This is a genomic window from Dactylosporangium sp. NPDC049140, assembly GCF_040648435.1.
In genome coordinates this window covers 1-15889 of the sequence record NZ_JBEZDS010000070.1, presented here as the reverse complement: position 1 = coordinate 15889, position 15889 = coordinate 1, and the positions used below count along the sequence as shown (strand labels likewise).

The following is a 15889-nucleotide window of genomic DNA, read 5'->3' as shown; positions in this document are numbered from 1 at the left end:
TCTCAGTAGGCCGCGAGGACGATCGCGGCGCCGAGCACCAGCGGGGCGGCGGCGGTCAGGGTCCAGGCGACGAGCCGGTCGCGCAGCCGGCCGAGGCGCCAGGCGCCCGTCAGCCAGGCCAGCACGATGCCGCACAGCACCATCAGCCCGAGCCCGGCCGCCCAGCGCACCCGCAGCCCGGACGGGTTGCCGGCGTACGCGATCCGCCCGCCCGGCACCATCACCGCGGCCACCGTGGACCCGGCGGGCTCGTCCAGCCCCATCAGCCGGGTGCCGGCGACCTTCTCGGCCCCCGGACGGGTGAACTCGGCCAGGCAGCGGCGCAGCACGCCCGAGCCCTGGCAGGAGGTGATCTCCGCGGTACCCCGCACCCGGTGCCCCATGTCCAGCCAGAACGGCTCGGCGCTGGTCCAGGCGAAGAACCCGGTCAGCAGTGCCATGACGAGCATCGCGCTCAGCCCGGCGACCGGGCCGCGGGCTGGGCGCACGCGGCGCTGGCGGGGCCGGCGCTCGGGCGCGGTGCGGCGGTCGTCGCGGGGCCGGCGCATGACCCGCATGGCCGGCGGCGGCCACTGCTCGGGCCGCCCGGCCAGGTGGTCGGCGACCGCAGCGCGCCCGGCCTCGTGTGCCGCGGCGACCTCATCGGCAACGTCCGGCTCGACCTCGTGCAGCGCCACCGTGGTCGTCGTCGGCCACAGCGGGAAGTCCTCGGGCGCGGCCAGGGACGGGGCGCTGGGCCGAGCGGCGGCCGGCACCAGGACCCGGGCCGGGGGTATCCCCGCGGCCTGCCCCCGCCATCCCCGCCGAACTTGGTCTTCGCTCACGTTTTCATTGGACTACGGGCGATAGCCGACGTTTCGGACGTGGGGCGCGTGTCGGCCGAACTTATCCTGTTCGCGGAACACCGGGACGGGTCACTACGCTCAGGTCATGAGTCGTGTTCTCGCCGCGGTCGCCTGGCCTTACGCCAACGGACCGCGCCACATCGGTCATGTGTCCGGCTTCGGGGTGCCCTCCGACGTCTTCAGCCGCTACATGCGGATGGCCGGCCACGACGTGCTGATGGTCTCGGGCACCGACGAGCACGGCACCCCGATCCAGGTGCAGGCCGACGCCGAGGGCGTGACCCCGCGCGAGCTGGTCGACCGCTACAACCGCGTGATCGTCGAGGACCTGCACGGCCTCGGGCTCTCCTACGACCTGTTCACGCGCACGACGACCGGCAACCACTACCAGGTCGTGCAGGAGCTCTTCGCCGGGCTGTACGACAACGGGTACATCGTCGCCAAGACCACGCTCGGCGCGATCTCCCCGTCGACCGGGCGCACCCTGCCCGACCGGTACATCGAGGGGACGTGCCCCATCTGCGGGTACGACAGCGCCCGCGGTGACCAGTGCGACAACTGCGGCAACCAGCTCGACCCCGACCAGCTGATCAACCCGCGCTCGAAGATCAACGGGGAGACCCCGGAGTTCGTCGAGACCGAGCACTTCTTCCTCGACCTGCCCGCCTTCGCCGAGCAGCTCAACGCCTGGCTCGACACCCGCGAGGGCTGGCGGCCCAACGTGCTGAAGTTCTCCCGCAACCTGATCGGCGACCTCCAGCCCCGGGCGATCACCCGCGACCTGGAGTGGGGCGTGCCGATCCCGCTGGAGGCGTGGCGCAACCGCGACGACAAGCGCATCTACGTCTGGTTCGACGCGGTGATCGGCTACCTGTCGGCCTCGATCGAGTGGGCCCGCCGCACCGGCGACCCCGAGGCGTGGCGGCAGTGGTGGCAGGACCCCGAGGCCCAGGCGTACTACTTCATGGGCAAGGACAACATCGTCTTCCACTCGGTGATCTGGCCCTCGATCCTGCTGGGCTACTCCGGGCCGAAGCCGCAGTCCCTGGGCGCGCTGAACCTGCCGACCGAGGTGGTCTCCTCGGAGTACCTCACGATGGAGGGCAAGAAGTTCTCCTCCTCCCGCCGCGTGGTCATCTACGTGCGGGACTTCCTGGAGCGCTACGACGCCGACGCCCTGCGGTACTTCATCGCCGTGGCCGGCCCCGAGTCCAACGACACCGACTTCACCTGGTCGGAGTTCCGCCGGCGCAACAACGACGAGCTCGTGGCCGGCTGGGGCAACCTGGTCAACCGCTCGATCTCGATGGCCGCGAAGAACTTCGGCGAGATCCCGCCGGCGCTCGAGCTCACCGCGGAGGACAGCGCACTGCTGGCCGCCGTCCGGGCCGGCTACGACTCGGTCGGCGCGCTCATCGGCAAGCACCGCCAGAAGGCCGCCATCACCGAGGCCATGCGCATCGTCGGCGAGGTCAACAAGTACTTCTCCGACCAGGCCCCGTGGAAGCTCAAGGAGGACAAGGCCCGCATGGGCACGGTCCTGCACGTGGCACTCCAGGCCGTGCGCGACTGCAACACCCTGCTGACGCCGTTCCTGCCGCACGCTGCCCAGCGCATCCACGAGCTCCTCGGCGGCGCGGGCGTACACGCCCCGATGCCCGAGATCCGCGACGTCGAGGACCTGGACAACGGCCGCACCTACCCGGTGCTGACGGGCGACTACACCGTCGGCGCCAAGTGGGAGCACGTGGCGATCGAGCCGGGCACGAAGCTGGCCGCGCCGACCCCGGTGTTCAAGAAGCTGGACGAGTCCATCGTCGAGGAGGAGCTGGCCCGGCTGCAGGGCTAGCTACAGCTGGTACCAGTGATCGCTCTCGTGGGCGTCGACCACCTCGTTGGCCGGCGCCCACGCCTCGTACAGGCCCCGCTCGACGCAGTGCGCGCCCAGGCGGGCGACCTGGTCGCCGTCCGGGCGGGACAGCCGCAGCCGCAGCCAGTCGCCCTCCTGGCGGATCACCGTGCAGCCGGCGTCGCGCCACGTGGCGCGGGGTACGCGGCGGCCCAGGGACTCCAGCGGGTACCGCGCGGCCCGGGTCTTCGCGGCCACGCGGAACTCGCCAGGCGGGTCGACGATCGCCTCGAACAGGTTGTCGCGGTAGGTGCCCAGGTAGCGGGTCATCGGCGGGTCGACCGGGAAGTACTCCTGGTCGGAGGCGCCGGGCAGCAGGTGGCGCCACTGCGGGCCGTGCATGCGGCTCCAGGCGCGCTGCTCGGGCAGGTAGGTGTAGAGCGTGACCTCGGTGCCGTCGCCGGTGTAGGCGACCAGGGAGGTGTTCGCCGGCACGGGGAGCTCGGCCAGGTCGGCGGTGACGAACTCGGGCACGATGTGCTTGCCGCTGGGGGCGAAGCCGGTGCCGATCACGGGCGGGCCGAGGCGGTCGTGCGGGGGCATGGTCACCAGGCCGCCGTAGTTGCCCGCCAGCGGCACGTCGTAGTCGTCGGCGTCCACGGCCCGCCAGCGCACCGCGAAGACCACGTCGCCGGTGGTCTCGCCGGACAGGATGGCCAGGTCCTCGGGCGTCCGCAGGTGGGCCACGTCGAAGGCGCGGTAGCAGAAGCCGCTGATCGGCCAGCCCTTGAGGTAACCCTGCAACTGCCGGCCGGAGAGGAACTTGATCATCCGGGTGCCGCGCCGGACGGCGGCGGTGCGGCGGATCGGGGCGAGCGCGGACGCGGCGGCCGGGGTCTGGCTCAGGCGGTGGATCGCGGTCCAGTCCAGCGCCCGGGTGACGGGCATCAGCAGCGGCTCGTCCTCCAGCCCGTCCAGGGCGGAGGCCACCTCCGTGGCGTGGATGAAGCGGCGGTACGGCCACTTCGCGCCCGGTCGCGGGTTGGGCAGGAATCCAGGGGCCGCGCGCGTCGCGTAGACCTCGTAGGCTGCGCCCTGAGCGATCTCCTCGGCCGGGTAGCTGACCCCGTCGATCGTCACGCTGTGGGTCGCGGACCCTTCCGCGTGTCCGATTACCGTCACTTGCGCGACGCTAGGGCGGGGTGGTTGTGGCGAAGTGAACGGAACGTTAACTACGCATCGAGGATGGCATGCTTGACCCCGATGAGTGCCAGAAAACACAGTCGCCAGGGCGCGTTTCCGCCTGTACCCGAGCCGTTGCCGGTCGCGGTGCTCGACAGCCATACCCACATCGACATCACCCTTGAGGGTGAAGGCGCCGGCGGGCCGGTAACGGTCGAGGACGCGATCGCCCGTTCCGCCGAGGCCGGCGTCGACCGGCTCGTGCAGGTCGGCGTCGACGTCGGGTCGTCGCGCTGGGGCGCCGAGGCGGCCGAGCGCCACCCGGCGGTGCTCGCCACCGTGGCGCTGCACCCCAACGACGCGCCCCGGCAGGCCGACCTCGACGCCGCGCTGCGCGAGATCGAGGGCCTCGCCGGCCGCCCGCGGGTGCGGGGGATCGGCGAGACCGGGCTGGACTACTTCCGCACCGGCGAGGCGGGGCGCAAGGCCCAGCACGAGAGCTTCCGCGCGCATATCGCCATCGCCAAGCGGTACGGCAAGGCGCTGGTCATCCACGACCGCGACGCGCACGACGACATCCTCGCCGTGATCGACGAGGAGGGCGCGCCCGACCAGGTGGTCATGCACTGCTTCTCCGGTGACGAGGAGTTCGCCCGGGAGTGCCTCGACCGCGGCTTCCTGCTGAGCTTCGCCGGCACGGTGACCTTCGGCAACGCCGAGCACCTGCGCCGGGCCGCAGCGATCACCCCGCTGGACGCGATCCTGGTCGAGACCGACGCGCCGTTCCTGACGCCGGCGCCCTTCCGCGGCCGCCCCAACGCCTCCTACCTCATCCCGCTGACGGTCCGCGCCCTGGCCGAGGTCATGGGCCACGACCTCGAGACCCTGTGCGCCGCGATCTCCGCCAACGGCGAGCGAGCCTTCGGGAGCTGGGCGTGAGCGGTCCGGAGCGGAGCGCAGGGGCCGCTCACCAGGGGCACGGTGTTGTCGCGCCGGCACCGGAGCTTGCGGAGGTGGCGGCGTGACCCTCCTGGGCCCGGCCGACGTGCGGCAGCTGGCGGAGCGGCTCGGCATCCGCCCCACCAAGCAGCTCGGGCAGAACTTCGTGCACGACCCCAACACCGTGCGCCGGATCGTGCGCGCCGCCGAGCTGGCCCCGGACGACCTGGTGCTGGAGGTCGGGCCGGGGCTGGGCTCGCTGACCCTGGCGCTGCTGGAGCACGGCAACGCCGTCTGCGCGGTGGAGATCGACCCGCCGCTGGCCGCGGCGCTGCCGGAGACGGTGGCGCGGCACCTGCCGGAGCAGGCGGAGCGGCTGACCGTCATCGCCGGCGACGCGCTGCGGACCGACCTGTCCGCGGTCAAGCCCACGGCGCTGGTGGCCAACCTGCCGTACAACGTCGCCGTTCCGGTCGTGCTGCACCTGCTGGCGACCGTGCCGTCGCTGCGGCGGGGGCTGGTGATGGTGCAGAAGGAGGTCGCCGACCGGCTCACCGCCGGACCGGGGTCGCGGACCTACGGCGTGCCGAGCGTGAAGCTGGCCTGGTACGCGACCGCGCGCCAGGCCGGCAAGGTGCCCGCGTCGGTGTTCTGGCCGGTGCCGAACGTCGAGTCGGGCCTGGTGAGCTTCGCGGCGCTCGACGAGCCCCGGGCGGCCGACCGCGCCGGCACGTTCGCGGTGATCGACGCCGCGTTCGCCCAGCGGCGCAAGACGCTGCGGGCGGCGCTGGCGGGCTGGGCCGGCGGGCCGGTCGAGGCCGAGCGCATCCTGCGCGCGGCCGGGGTCGACCCGCGCCTGCGGGGCGAGCAGCTCACGGTGGAGGACTTCACTCGGATCGCGAGCCAACGCGGGACCGCGGACGCGCCCGGGTAGGGTGCAGCAGTGACCGAGCCGCTCTTCTCCGAGGACGAGGAGTTCGACCGGCCGCGCCTGGCCGCGCACGGACCGGTCCGGGTCCGCGTGCCCGCGAAGATCAACCTCCACCTGCGCGTCGGGCCGGCGCGTGCGGACGGCTTCCACGAGCTCACCACCGTGTACCACGCGATCGGCCTCTACGACGAGCTGACCGCCCGCCGCGGCGACACCCTGACGCTCACCATGGAGGGCGAGGGGACCGGCGAGCTGTCGCTGGGCGAGGACAACCTGATCCTGCGCGCGGTGCGGGCGCTGGCCGCCGAGACCGGGCACGACGCGCACGCGCGGCTGCACCTGAAGAAGCAGATCCCGATCGCGGCCGGGCTCGCCGGCGGCAGCGCCGACGCCGCCGCCGCGCTCGTGGCCTGCGACCACCTGTGGGGCACCGGGATGTCCCGCGACGACCTGGCCGCGATCGCCGCCACGCTCGGCTCCGACATCCCGTTCCTGGTGCTGGGCGGCACCGCGCTGGGCACCGGGCGGGGCGAGCTCGTCAGCCCCGTGCTCACCGGCGGCCACGCCTGGCACTGGGTGCTCGCCGTGGCCGACGAGGGGCTCTCCACGCCGGTCGTGTACCGCACCTTCGACGAGCTCGGCGGCCACTCCAGCGCCGGGCCGCCCGACGACCTGCTCGCGGCCCTGCGCCAGCGCGACCCCGAGGTGCTCGCCGGCCGGCTCGCCAACGACCTGCAGGCCCCCGCCCTGCACCTGCGGCCCGAGCTGCACGCGGTGCTTGACGCCGGGCTCGACGCGGGGGCCCTGGCCGGCCTGGTCTCCGGATCCGGCCCGACCTGCGTGTTCCTGGCCGAGGACGCCCGGCACGCAGCCATGCTCGCCGCCGAGCTGGAGTCGCGCAAGTGCTGCCGGGCCGTGAAGACCGCCGTCGGCCCCGTTCCCGGCGCCCGAGTTCTGTGAGGGCGTGAAGATGGCCAACATCGTCAGTCTCGACAAGGTCTCCAAGACGTACCCGGCCGGGCGCATCTTCGACGAGGTCTCCCTCGGCATCGACGACAGCGACCGGATCGGCATCGTCGGGCTCAACGGCGCCGGCAAGACGACCCTGCTGCGGATGCTCACCAAGGCCGAGGAGCCCGACGAGGGCCGGGTCACCCACCGCCGCGACCTGCGCGTGGCCGCGCTGCCGCAGGCCCTGGACCTGCCGCCGGCGGCGACCGTGCGCGACGTCATCCTCGGTACGGCCTGGCTGCCGGCCGGGTTCGCGGCCGAGCACGAGTGGGCCGGCGACGCGGGCGTGCGCACGGTGCTGGCCGGGCTGGGCATGCCGCACCTGGGCCTCGACGCGCCCGTCGGGCCGATGTCCGGCGGCGAGCGGCGCCGGGTCGCGCTGGCCGCGCTGCTGGTGCGCCCGGCCGACCTGCTCATCCTCGACGAGCCCACCAACCACCTCGACGTGGCCGGCATTGCCTGGCTGGCCCGCCACCTGCTCCAGCGCCGCGGCGCGCTCATGGTCGTCACCCACGACCGCTGGTTCCTCGACGCGGTGTGCACGAACACGTGGGAGGTCGCCGACGCGACCGTGCGGGCCTACGAGGGCGGGTACGCGGCCTGGACCCTGGCCCGGGCCGAGCGGGTGCGGGTCGCCGCCGAGACCGAGTCGCGCCGCCAGAACCTGCTGCGCAAGGAGATCGCCTGGCTGCGCCGCGGCCCGCCGGCCCGCACCAGCAAGCCCAAGTTCCGCATCGACGCCGCCAACGCGCTCATCGCCGACGTCCCGCCGGCCCGCGACAACGTCTCGCTGCAGCGCCTCGCCGTGACCCGGCTGGGCAAGCAGGTGTACGAGCTGCAGGGCGTGCGGCTCGAGGCGGGGGAGCGGACCCTGCTCGGGCCCACCGACTGGATCGTCGGGCCCGGCGACCGGATCGCCGTGCTCGGCGCCAACGGCGCGGGCAAGACCACGCTGCTGCGCGTGCTGGCGGGCCTCCGCGAGCCCGACGGCGGCCGCGTGGTGCGCGGCACCACGGTCCGCCCGGCGTTCCTGTCCCAGGAGCTGCGCGAGCTGCCCAACGACCTGCGGCTGCTGGAGGCGGTCGAGGAGGTCGCCAAGCGGGTCAAGCTCGGCGACCGCGAGCTCTCCGCGTCGCAGCTGGCCGAGGTCTTCGGCTTCACCGGGGCCCGCGTGTGGACCCCGGTCGGCGACCTCTCCGGCGGCGAGCGGCGCCGGCTGCAGCTGCTGCGGCTGCTGGCCACCGAGCCCAACGTGCTGCTGCTCGACGAGCCCACCAACGACCTCGACATCGACACCCTGGCCGCGCTCGAGGACCTGCTGGACACCTGGCCGGGCACGCTGATCGTGGCCAGCCACGACCGGTACCTGGTCGAGCGCGTCGCCGACGTCGTCTTCGGCATGCACGGCGACGGGCGGCTGCGCCACCTGCCGGGCGGGGTGGACGAGTACCTGACCCACGTGACCGACTCCGAGGGCTTCGGGTCCGGGCCGGTCACCCGCGCGCCGAGCACCGAGCGGGCGTCGGACCTGCGGGCGAGCGAGAAGGACCAGCGGGCGGCGAAGAAGGAGCTCTCCAAGATCGAGCGCAGCATCGACCGCCTCAGCCAGAAGGAGGCGCAGCTGCACAGCCAGCTCGCCGAGAACGCCACCGACTACTCGAAGATCACCGAGCTGGACGCCCAGCTGCGCGCGGTACAGCAGGAGAAAGCCGATTTCGAGGAGCAATGGCTCGCCCTGGCCGAGATCGCCGGGTGAGGTCATCTTAGGATTGGCGCATGGCCTCACACTTCCCGGTCAACCACCACCTCCGGCCGCTCTACCGGCTGCTGTGCGCGGTGGCGGGCCTCTACATGCTGGTCTTCGGCGTGGTCGGCTTCATCCAGACGTCCGGCTCGGACTTCTTCACGCGTGACGAGGCCGAGTGGGTGCTGGGCCTGCGCACGAACCCGGCCTTCTCCCTGCTCTCGATCATCGCGGGCGTGGTCGTGCTCGGCGGGAACATCGTCGGCCGCAACCTCGCCCACCAGGTCAACCAGCTGGCGGGCGTGGTCCTGACCGTGGTCGGCATGGGGTCGCTCGCCCTCCTGCAGACCGAGGCGAACGTGTTCGCCTTCTCCATGATCAACGTGATCGTCACGTTCATCCTGGCCGGCATCACCGGCACCGCGAGCCTCTACGACCGCGTCGGCCCCGTCGCCGCGGCCCACGAGGAGCGCCGGGCCGACGCCCGCGCCACCGCCTGACCCGTTCGAAGCAGGGTTTTCCCGGAGTTCGTACCGCCCACATGCCCCCGTACCCTCGCGGTGCTCTGGTGGAGGCATGACGGACGCGCTGCTGATCGCCGAGGGTGACCGGCCGCCCGCCGGGGGCGAGCTCCTGCTGCACGCCGACCTGCACAACCACACGCGACTGTCGGACGGGGCCGGCCGGGCCGAGGAGGCGTTCGCCTCCATGCGGGCCGCCGGCCTCGACGTCGCCGCGATCACCGACCACGCGTACGGCCCCAGCGAGCCCGACAAGACAATCGACGACGAGGGCTGGATCCGGCTCGGCAAGCTCGCCGACGCCGCCGACGAGCCCGGCGCGTTCGTGGCGGTGCGCGGGTTCGAGTGGTCGAGCACCTCGCTGGGGCACATGAACGTCTGGGGCGGCGACCGCTGGGTCGAGCCCGTGCCGCCGGACACCGCCGCCATCCCGGCCTTCTACGAGTGGCTCGCGGCCGGGGACGAGCTCATCGGCTTCAACCACCCGGGCCGCGAGCCCGGTCGCTTCGGGCTGTTCCGGTACGACCCACGCCTGGCCCGGCGCCTGGTCGCGCTCGAGATGTTCAACCGGGACGAGGACTACCTCTTCGAGGGTGTGACCGCCCGAGCGCATGCCGGAAGCGCTGCCGGGCAGCTCTCGCCGCTGGTGGCCTGCCTGGACGCGGGCTGGCGGGTCGGGCTGGCCGGCGTGACCGACGAGCACCGCGAGGGCTGGGGTTTCCACGAGGGCCTCGGGCGTACCGGCCTGTGGGCCCCCAGCCGCAGCCGCGACGGGGTACGGGCGGCGATGCTGGGCCGGCGCATGTTCGCCACCCGGGAACGCGGCCTGCGCGTCGACGCACGGCTGGACGGCACGGCGATGGGTGGGCTCTCGGGGTACCGCCGCCGGATCGGGGAGATCGAGCTGGACTTCGCGGCGCCGGACGAGTGGCGCGGGCACCCGCTGCGCCTGCAGGTGCTGCAGCGGGGCGAGCCGGTGCCGGCCGTGGTCTCGGAGCACGACTTCCGCGTCTCGGCGGGCCCGCTGCGCCTGCGCACGCCCATCGAGGAGGGCGACTGGGTGGTTCTGCGGATCACCGACCCGGCCCGCCCGGCGGACCCGCGGGCCGAGCCGCTGCCGGGCTACCGCTCGGCCGGGCTCGCCGTGGCCTACCTGAGCCCGTTCTTCATTTCCCCGCGCCGGTGACGAGGGTCGGCTTGCCCTCCATGTTGGACAGCCCGTTCCAGGCGAGGTTGACCAGGTGCGCGGCCACCACTTCCTTCTTGGGCTTGCGCACCTCCAGCCACCAGCGGCCGGTGAGCGCCACCATGCCGACCAGGGCCTGGGAGTACAGCTCGGCGAGCTTGGGGTCGAAGCCGCGCCGCTTGAACTCCGCGCCCAGGATGTGCTCGGCCTGGTGGGCCACGTCGTTGAGCACGCTCATGAAGTTGCCGCTCCCGGACATCACCGGGGCCTCGCGCACCAGCACCCGGAAGCCGTCGGTCTCGGCCTCGATGTAGTCCAGCAGCGCCAGCGCCGCCTGCTCGAGCAGCTCGTGCGGGTGGCCGGCGGTGAGCGCGTTGGTGATCCGGTCCAGCAGCGAGCGCACCTCGCGGTCCACGACCACCGCGTAGAGGCCCTCCTTGCCGCCGAAGTGCTCGTACACCACCGGCTTGGAGACCTTTGCGCGCGACGCCACCTCCTCGATGGAGGTGGCGTCGAAGCCTCGCTCGGCGAACAGTGCCCGCCCGATCGCTATCAGCTGCTCACGGCGTTGTGCGGAGGACATCCGCACCCGTGACTTGGCTGATACGACGGGCGGCGGCACCGGCGGCCGCGGTTGCGTGGTGTCATCCGGGCGCTCGGTCACCCGTTCATCGTGCCAGCCGCGACGCGCTTGGCGTCCAGCCGGTCGGGCTTGGGCCAGCGGACGTTCGTCGCCCACCCGAGCTTCTCGAAGATCCAGATCAGCCGCGCGTTGATGTCGATCTGGCCCCGGTCGACGCCGTGGCGGGCGCTGGTCGGGTCGGCGTGGTGCAGGTTGTGCCAGCTCTCGCCGAAGGACAGGATCGCCAGCGGCCAGAAGTTGCTGGCCCGGTCGCCGTCGCGGGTCTCGAACGGCCGCTCGCCGTAGACGTGGCAGATCGAGTTGATCGACCAGGTCACGTGGTGCAGCAGGCCGATGCGGATCAGGCCGGCCCAGAAGAACGCCGACAGCGCGCCCTGCCACGACCAGGTGACCAGGCCGGCGATGATCGCGGGCAGGGTCGCCGAGAGGGTGACGATCAGCGGGAACGCCTTGTCGACGCGCTGGATGTCCTTGTCGGCCATCAGGTCGGGGGCGAAGCGGTCGCGGTTGGCCAGCTCGCGGAAGAACAGCCAGCCCACGTGGGCGTAGAACAGGCCCTTGACCAGGCCGCCGAAGCTCTCGCCGAAGCGCCAGGGCGAGTGCGGGTCGCCCTCGCGGTCGGAGAACGCGTGGTGGCGGCGGTGGTCGGCCACCCACTGCGTCGGGTTGCCCTCGATCGCGGTGCTGCCGGCGATCGTCAGCGCGATGCGCAGCCCGCGGTTGGCCTTGAATGATCCGTGGGTGAGGTACCGGTGGAAACCGGTCCCGATGCCCAGTCCCCCGATGACGTAGAAGACGACGCCGATCACGACGTCGAGCCAGCTCAGGCCCCAGCCCCAGGCGACCGGGACGGCGGCGACCAGCGCCACGAACGGCAGCACCACGAAGGCCCACAGCGCGATGATGATGCTGGTCGGCTGCTTGCCCTCGGTCAGCGGCTTCGCCCCGCGATCGGGGCCTTCGGTGGACGTGGAATCAAGGACCGATACGGACATGGCACCTCTCAAGGGGACTCGGCGGGCGGGCGGGCTACGCCTACGTCACCGTAACTTACGGGGGCGTAGGTTGGCCATACGAAGCTCGTGTCAAGCCGATTACCGGCGACTCCATTGTGATCTTCGTCCGGCCGGGGACCGGCACGAACGGCTGAACTTGACGCGGCGCCCCTGGGGCAAAAGGGATCGACGCGCAAGTTAGGCTTCCCATGCGGCGGAATGGGGTGTGGGGTAACGGCAGCCCGCAGGCCTTTGGAGCCTTGCAGTCCTGGTTCGAATCCAGGCACCCCAGCCACCTGACTACGATGAGGCGCACCGACACCGTCGAGGAGCGCTCCGTGAGAAACGTGATCATCCTGGCCGCCGGCGAGGGCAAGCGGATGAAGTCGGCGATCCCCAAGGTCCTGCACCCCCTGCTCGGGCGCACCCTGCTCGGGCACGTGCTGGCCGCGGCGGAGCCGTTCCTGGACAGCGGCACCGTGACGGTCGTCGTGGGCCACGGGGGCGACCAGGTCCGCGAGCACCTCGCCGAGGTGGCGCCGCAGGCCCGGTCGGTCACCCAGGAGGAGCGCCGCGGCACCGGGCACGCCGTCCGCATCGCGCTGGACGCCGACCCCGACCTGACCGGCACCGTGGTCGTGCTCAACGGCGACATCCCGCTGCTGCGCGCCGACACCCTCGCCGCCCTCGTGCACACCCACGAGGGCACCAAGGCCGCCGCCACCGTGCTCACCGCCGAGGTTCCCGACCCCACCGGGCTCGGGCGCATCGTGCGCAACAAGGGCGGGGAGTTCGCGGCGATCGTCGAGGAGCGCGACGCGACGCCGGCCCAGCGCGCGATCCGGGAGATCAACTCCGGCGCCTACGTCTTCGACGCCGCCGCGCTGCGCGCGATGCTCGGCAAGCTCTCCACGAACAACGACCAGGGTGAGGAGTACCTCACCGACGTCATCGGCCTGCTGGCCGCCGACGGCGCCCCGATCGTCGCCCACCGGGCCCCGGACGCGACCGAGACCCTCGGCGCCAACGACCGTGCGGAGCTGGCCGGCCTGCGCGCGCTGATGCGCGACCGGATCAACGGCGACTGGATGCGGGCCGGGGTGGCCATCGTCGACCCGGCCACCACCTGGATCGACGTGACGGTGACGCTGGAGCGCGACGCGGTCGTCGAGCCCAACACCCACCTGCGCGGCGCGACAAGCATCGGGGAGGGTGCGGTCGTCGGCCCGGACTCGTCGCTCATCGACGTGGTCGTGGGCCCCGGCGCCACGGTCGTGCGCACCCACGCCCTCTCCTCGCACATCGGGCCGCAGGCCTCCGTCGGGCCGTTCGCCTACCTGCGCCCCGGCTCCGAGCTCGGGCGCAAGGCGAAGGTCGGCACGTTCGTGGAGACCAAGGCCGCGACGCTGGGCGAGGGCGCGAAGGTGCCGCACCTGACCTACGTCGGCGACGCCACCATCGGCGAGCACACGAACATCGGCGCCGCCTCGGTCTTCGTCAACTACGACGGCGTGCGCAAGCAGCGCTCGGTCATCGGCGCCCACGCCCGCACCGGGGCCGACAACATGTTCGTCGCGCCCGTGACCGTCGGTGACGGCGCCTACACGGCCGCCGGTAGCGTGATCATCAAGGACGTCCCGCCGGGCGCACTCGGGGTCTCCCGGGCCCAGCAGCGCAACATCGAGGGCTGGGTCGAGCGCAAGCGGGCGGGCACCGCGGCCGCCGACGCGGCCAGCGCCGCCCGAGCACGTGAAGAAAACCACGCCGGGGCCGGTCAGGTGGCTGAAACGGGTCTTCCCGACGAACAATGAGCGCAACCACGAGATCGGGAGCGGGCGACCCCAATGGCCAGCATCAGTTCGGAGAACCGCAAGAACCTCATGCTCTTCTCCGGCCGGGGCTTCCCCGCGCTGGCCGAGGAGATCGGCGCCGTGCTCGGGGTCGACCCGACCCCGATGGACGCCTACGACTTCGCCAGCGGTGAGATTTTCATCCGGTACCGCGAATCCGTCCGCGGTTCCGACGCGTTCGTGGTGCAGTCGATGGTCTCGCCGATCAACGACTGGCTGATGGAGACGCTGATCATGGTCGACGCGCTCAAGCGCGGCTCGGCCAAGCGCACCACGGTCGTGCTGCCGTTCTACCCGTACGCGCGGCAGGACAAGAAGCACCGCGGCCGCGAGCCGATCTCGGCCCGCCTGATCGCGGACCTGCTCAAGACCGCCGGCGCCAACCGGATCCTCACCGTCGACCTGCACACCGCGCAGATCCAGGGCTTCTTCGACGGCCCGGTCGATCATCTGTTCGCGATGAACACGCTGGCCGACCACATCGAGGCCAAGTACGCCGGCCGCCCGATCACGGTCGTCGCGCCCGACTCGGGCCGGGTACGCGTGGCCGAGCGGTGGACCGACCGGCTCGGCGGGTGCCCGCTCGCGTTCATCCACAAGACCCGCGACCCCAGCAAGCCCAACCAGGTCGTGGCCAACCGCGTGGTCGGCGAGGTCGAGGGCCGGGTCTGCCTGATCGTCGACGACATGATCGACACCGGCGGCACCATCGTCAGCGCCGCGGACATCCTCTTCGACGAGGGCGCCGCCGAGGTCGTGGTCGCCGCGACCCACCCGGTGCTGTCCGACCCGGCCTGCTCCCGGCTCGACACGAGCAAGATCAGCGAGGTTGTGGTGACGAACACCCTGCCCCTGCCTCCGGACCGTAAGGTTGAAAAGATCACCCAGCTCTCCATCGCCCCGCTGCTCGCCCGAGCGATCCGCGAGGTGTTCGACGACGGCTCCGTCACCACCCTCTTCGGTGGTTTGTCCTGAGTTTCGGCCGTTCGGCTCACGCGCATGCGTGATCTGCGCAATCAGACGGGGCACCCCGTGAGTGACGGTTCGTGCCTCGGGTAAGCTAGACCGGTTGCCACGGCGAGGGTGCTCCTTACGGGCCAGGCGTTGCGGTCTCCGTGTGACTGCCGGGTGTTCTAACCCCGACGGCCACACAGTGACCGGCACGACGGCCAAGCGGGCTCCGTGATCGACGCGGTGCTCAGGGCCCGTGCCCCAAGCGCCTCTCGCCCGAGCGCCGCACATAGACAACTGTTACCGGTCGCGCAGGCCGGTGCCCGCCGCACAACCGCATCAGGAGTTCTGTCGTGTCCGAGGTAAAGATCAGCGCCGAGCCCCGCACGGAGTTCGGCAAGGGTGGTGCCCGCCGCACGCGCCGGGCCGGCAAGGTGCCAGCCGTGCTGTACGGCCACGGCGAAGCGCCCCGCCACATCGCCCTCCCCGCCCGTGAGTTCGCCGCGGCCATTCGCCACGGCGGCAAGAACCAGATCTTCAACATCGAGATCTCCGACGGCAGCACCGCCCTGGCCCTGCCCAAGGCGATCCAGCGCGACCCGATCAAGGACACCTTCGAGCACGTGGACCTGCTGGTGGTCCGCCGCGGCGAGAAGGTGACAGTCGAGATCCCCGTCCAGCTCGTCGGCGAGGCGGCCCGCGACACGCTGGTCATGACCGAGAGCAACACGCTCGCGGTGCTGGCCGACGCGACCAAGCTGCCCGAGCACCTGGAGGCCTCGATCGAGGGCCTCCCGGCCGGCAGCCAGGTCAAGGCGGCCGACGTCAAGCTCCCGGCGGGCGTCGAGCTCGCCGCGGACCCCGACCTCGTCATCGCGATCGTCTCGGCCGCGCAGGACCAGTCGATCGTGTCCGAGACCGCCGAGGAGGCTCCGGTCGAGCCGGCGCCCGCGGCCGCCGAGGCCTGATCGCCCCAGCGCCGTCACCTCCGCAAGCTCCGGTGTCGGCGCCAGCCCTGTGCCTATGGCGAGCGGCCCCTCCGCTTCGCTTCGCCCCAAGCGCCGACACCTCCGCAAGCTCCGGTGTCGGCGCCAGCGCTGTGCCTATGGCGAGCGGCCCCTCCGCTTCGCTTCGCCCCAAGCGCCGACACCTCCGCAAGCTCCGGTGTCGGCGCCAGCCCTGTGCCTATGGCGAGCGGCCCCTCCGCTTCGCTTCGCCCCAAGCGCCGACACGTCCGCAAGC

14 protein-coding genes and 1 tRNA gene are annotated in these 15889 nt (G+C 72.3%); 11 read left to right on the top strand and 4 right to left on the bottom strand.

Features of this window, described 5'->3' with window-relative positions:
- Positions 1-2: 2 nt before the first annotated feature.
- On the bottom strand, positions 3-824 hold the full coding sequence (locus AB0B76_RS53660; RefSeq protein WP_360392469.1) for a hypothetical protein: 822 nt from the start codon (positions 822-824) through the stop codon (positions 3-5).
- A gap of 106 nt (positions 825-930) precedes the next feature.
- Between AB0B76_RS53660 and metG the strand changes: the two genes are divergently transcribed.
- Positions 931-2694 carry a methionine--tRNA ligase gene (metG, locus tag AB0B76_RS53655; protein ID WP_360392466.1) on the top strand — a complete coding sequence of 588 codons (1764 nt, stop codon included), beginning with the start codon at positions 931-933 and terminating at the stop codon, positions 2692-2694.
- Here metG and AB0B76_RS53650 read toward each other — a convergent pair whose 3' ends face one another.
- Complete coding sequence (locus tag AB0B76_RS53650; RefSeq protein ID WP_360392463.1) at positions 2695-3876, bottom strand: hypothetical protein; 1182 nt, start codon at positions 3874-3876, stop codon at positions 2695-2697.
- 81 nt (positions 3877-3957) lie between these two features.
- On the opposite strand from AB0B76_RS53650, the gene AB0B76_RS53645 reads away from it, so the two are divergent.
- The 6 genes from AB0B76_RS53645 to AB0B76_RS53620 all read left to right on the top strand — a co-directional run bounded on the left by AB0B76_RS53645 (position 3958) and on the right by AB0B76_RS53620 (position 10208).
- Entirely contained in the window at positions 3958-4815 is an 858-nt protein-coding gene (locus tag AB0B76_RS53645; protein ID WP_360392461.1) for a TatD family hydrolase, read from the top strand.
- Positions 4816-4897: 82 nt separating this feature from the next.
- Positions 4898-5749: a 16S rRNA (adenine(1518)-N(6)/adenine(1519)-N(6))-dimethyltransferase RsmA gene (gene rsmA, locus AB0B76_RS53640; RefSeq protein WP_360392458.1), complete on the top strand. Its 852-nt coding sequence runs from the start codon at positions 4898-4900 to the stop codon at positions 5747-5749.
- Positions 5750-5758: 9 nt separating this feature from the next.
- The gene (locus AB0B76_RS53635) at positions 5759-6706 is read left to right on the top strand and encodes a 4-(cytidine 5'-diphospho)-2-C-methyl-D-erythritol kinase (protein WP_360392456.1); all 948 of its coding nucleotides are present in this window, start codon (positions 5759-5761) and stop codon (positions 6704-6706) included.
- A gap of 10 nt (positions 6707-6716) precedes the next feature.
- The gene (locus AB0B76_RS53630; RefSeq protein ID WP_360392514.1) at positions 6717-8513 is read left to right on the top strand and encodes an ABC-F family ATP-binding cassette domain-containing protein; all 1797 of its coding nucleotides are present in this window, start codon (positions 6717-6719) and stop codon (positions 8511-8513) included.
- A gap of 20 nt (positions 8514-8533) precedes the next feature.
- The gene (locus AB0B76_RS53625) at positions 8534-9001 is read left to right on the top strand and encodes a DUF4383 domain-containing protein (protein WP_360392454.1); all 468 of its coding nucleotides are present in this window, start codon (positions 8534-8536) and stop codon (positions 8999-9001) included.
- Between the two features lie 76 nt (positions 9002-9077).
- Positions 9078-10208: a CehA/McbA family metallohydrolase gene (locus tag AB0B76_RS53620; protein ID WP_360392452.1), complete on the top strand. Its 1131-nt coding sequence runs from the start codon at positions 9078-9080 to the stop codon at positions 10206-10208.
- Here the strand turns inward: AB0B76_RS53620 and AB0B76_RS53615 are convergent.
- Both AB0B76_RS53615 and AB0B76_RS53610 read right to left on the bottom strand, forming a co-directional pair.
- Positions 10189-10791 carry a TetR/AcrR family transcriptional regulator gene (locus AB0B76_RS53615; RefSeq protein ID WP_360392449.1) on the bottom strand — a complete coding sequence of 201 codons (603 nt, stop codon included), beginning with the start codon at positions 10789-10791 and terminating at the stop codon, positions 10189-10191. The genes AB0B76_RS53620 and AB0B76_RS53615 overlap by 20 nt on opposite strands.
- Positions 10792-10868: 77 nt before the next feature.
- Positions 10869-11846 (bottom strand): acyl-CoA desaturase, encoded by a 978-nt coding sequence (locus tag AB0B76_RS53610; protein ID WP_360392446.1) that lies wholly within the window; start codon positions 11844-11846, stop codon positions 10869-10871.
- A gap of 220 nt (positions 11847-12066) precedes the next feature.
- Between AB0B76_RS53610 and AB0B76_RS53605 the strand changes: the two genes are divergently transcribed.
- The 4 genes from AB0B76_RS53605 (at position 12067) to AB0B76_RS53590 (ending at position 15615) form a co-directional block, all read left to right on the top strand.
- Positions 12067-12141: transfer RNA gene (locus AB0B76_RS53605), tRNA-Gln, on the top strand.
- Between the two features lie 10 nt (positions 12142-12151).
- Positions 12152-13657 carry a bifunctional UDP-N-acetylglucosamine diphosphorylase/glucosamine-1-phosphate N-acetyltransferase GlmU gene (gene glmU, locus AB0B76_RS53600; protein WP_360392444.1) on the top strand — a complete coding sequence of 502 codons (1506 nt, stop codon included), beginning with the start codon at positions 12152-12154 and terminating at the stop codon, positions 13655-13657.
- 33 nt (positions 13658-13690) lie between these two features.
- Entirely contained in the window at positions 13691-14671 is a 981-nt protein-coding gene (locus AB0B76_RS53595; protein ID WP_360392441.1) for a ribose-phosphate diphosphokinase, read from the top strand.
- A gap of 329 nt (positions 14672-15000) precedes the next feature.
- A complete protein-coding gene (locus tag AB0B76_RS53590) occupies positions 15001-15615 on the top strand; it encodes a 50S ribosomal protein L25/general stress protein Ctc (protein ID WP_360392438.1) in 615 nt (204 codons plus the stop codon).
- Positions 15616-15889 lie beyond the last annotated feature (274 nt).

What these genes read in the sequence shown, in the direction of transcription:
- metG (WP_360392466.1), top strand. Translation starts at nt 931, where the DNA reads ATGAGTCGTGTTCTCGCCGCGGTCGCCTGGCCTTACGCCAACGGACCG.
- AB0B76_RS53645 (WP_360392461.1), top strand. Translation starts at nt 3,958, where the DNA reads ATGAGTGCCAGAAAACACAGTCGCCAGGGCGCGTTTCCGCCTGTACCC.
- AB0B76_RS53630 (WP_360392514.1), top strand. Translation starts at nt 6,717, where the DNA reads ATGGCCAACATCGTCAGTCTCGACAAGGTCTCCAAGACGTACCCGGCC.
- AB0B76_RS53625 (WP_360392454.1), top strand. Translation starts at nt 8,534, where the DNA reads ATGGCCTCACACTTCCCGGTCAACCACCACCTCCGGCCGCTCTACCGG.
- AB0B76_RS53620 (WP_360392452.1), top strand. Translation starts at nt 9,078, where the DNA reads ATGACGGACGCGCTGCTGATCGCCGAGGGTGACCGGCCGCCCGCCGGG.
- AB0B76_RS53615 (WP_360392449.1), bottom strand. Translation starts at nt 10,791, where the DNA reads ATGTCCTCCGCACAACGCCGTGAGCAGCTGATAGCGATCGGGCGGGCA.
- AB0B76_RS53610 (WP_360392446.1), bottom strand. Translation starts at nt 11,846, where the DNA reads ATGTCCGTATCGGTCCTTGATTCCACGTCCACCGAAGGCCCCGATCGC.
- glmU (WP_360392444.1), top strand. Translation starts at nt 12,152, where the DNA reads ATGAGGCGCACCGACACCGTCGAGGAGCGCTCCGTGAGAAACGTGATC.
- AB0B76_RS53595 (WP_360392441.1), top strand. Translation starts at nt 13,691, where the DNA reads ATGGCCAGCATCAGTTCGGAGAACCGCAAGAACCTCATGCTCTTCTCC.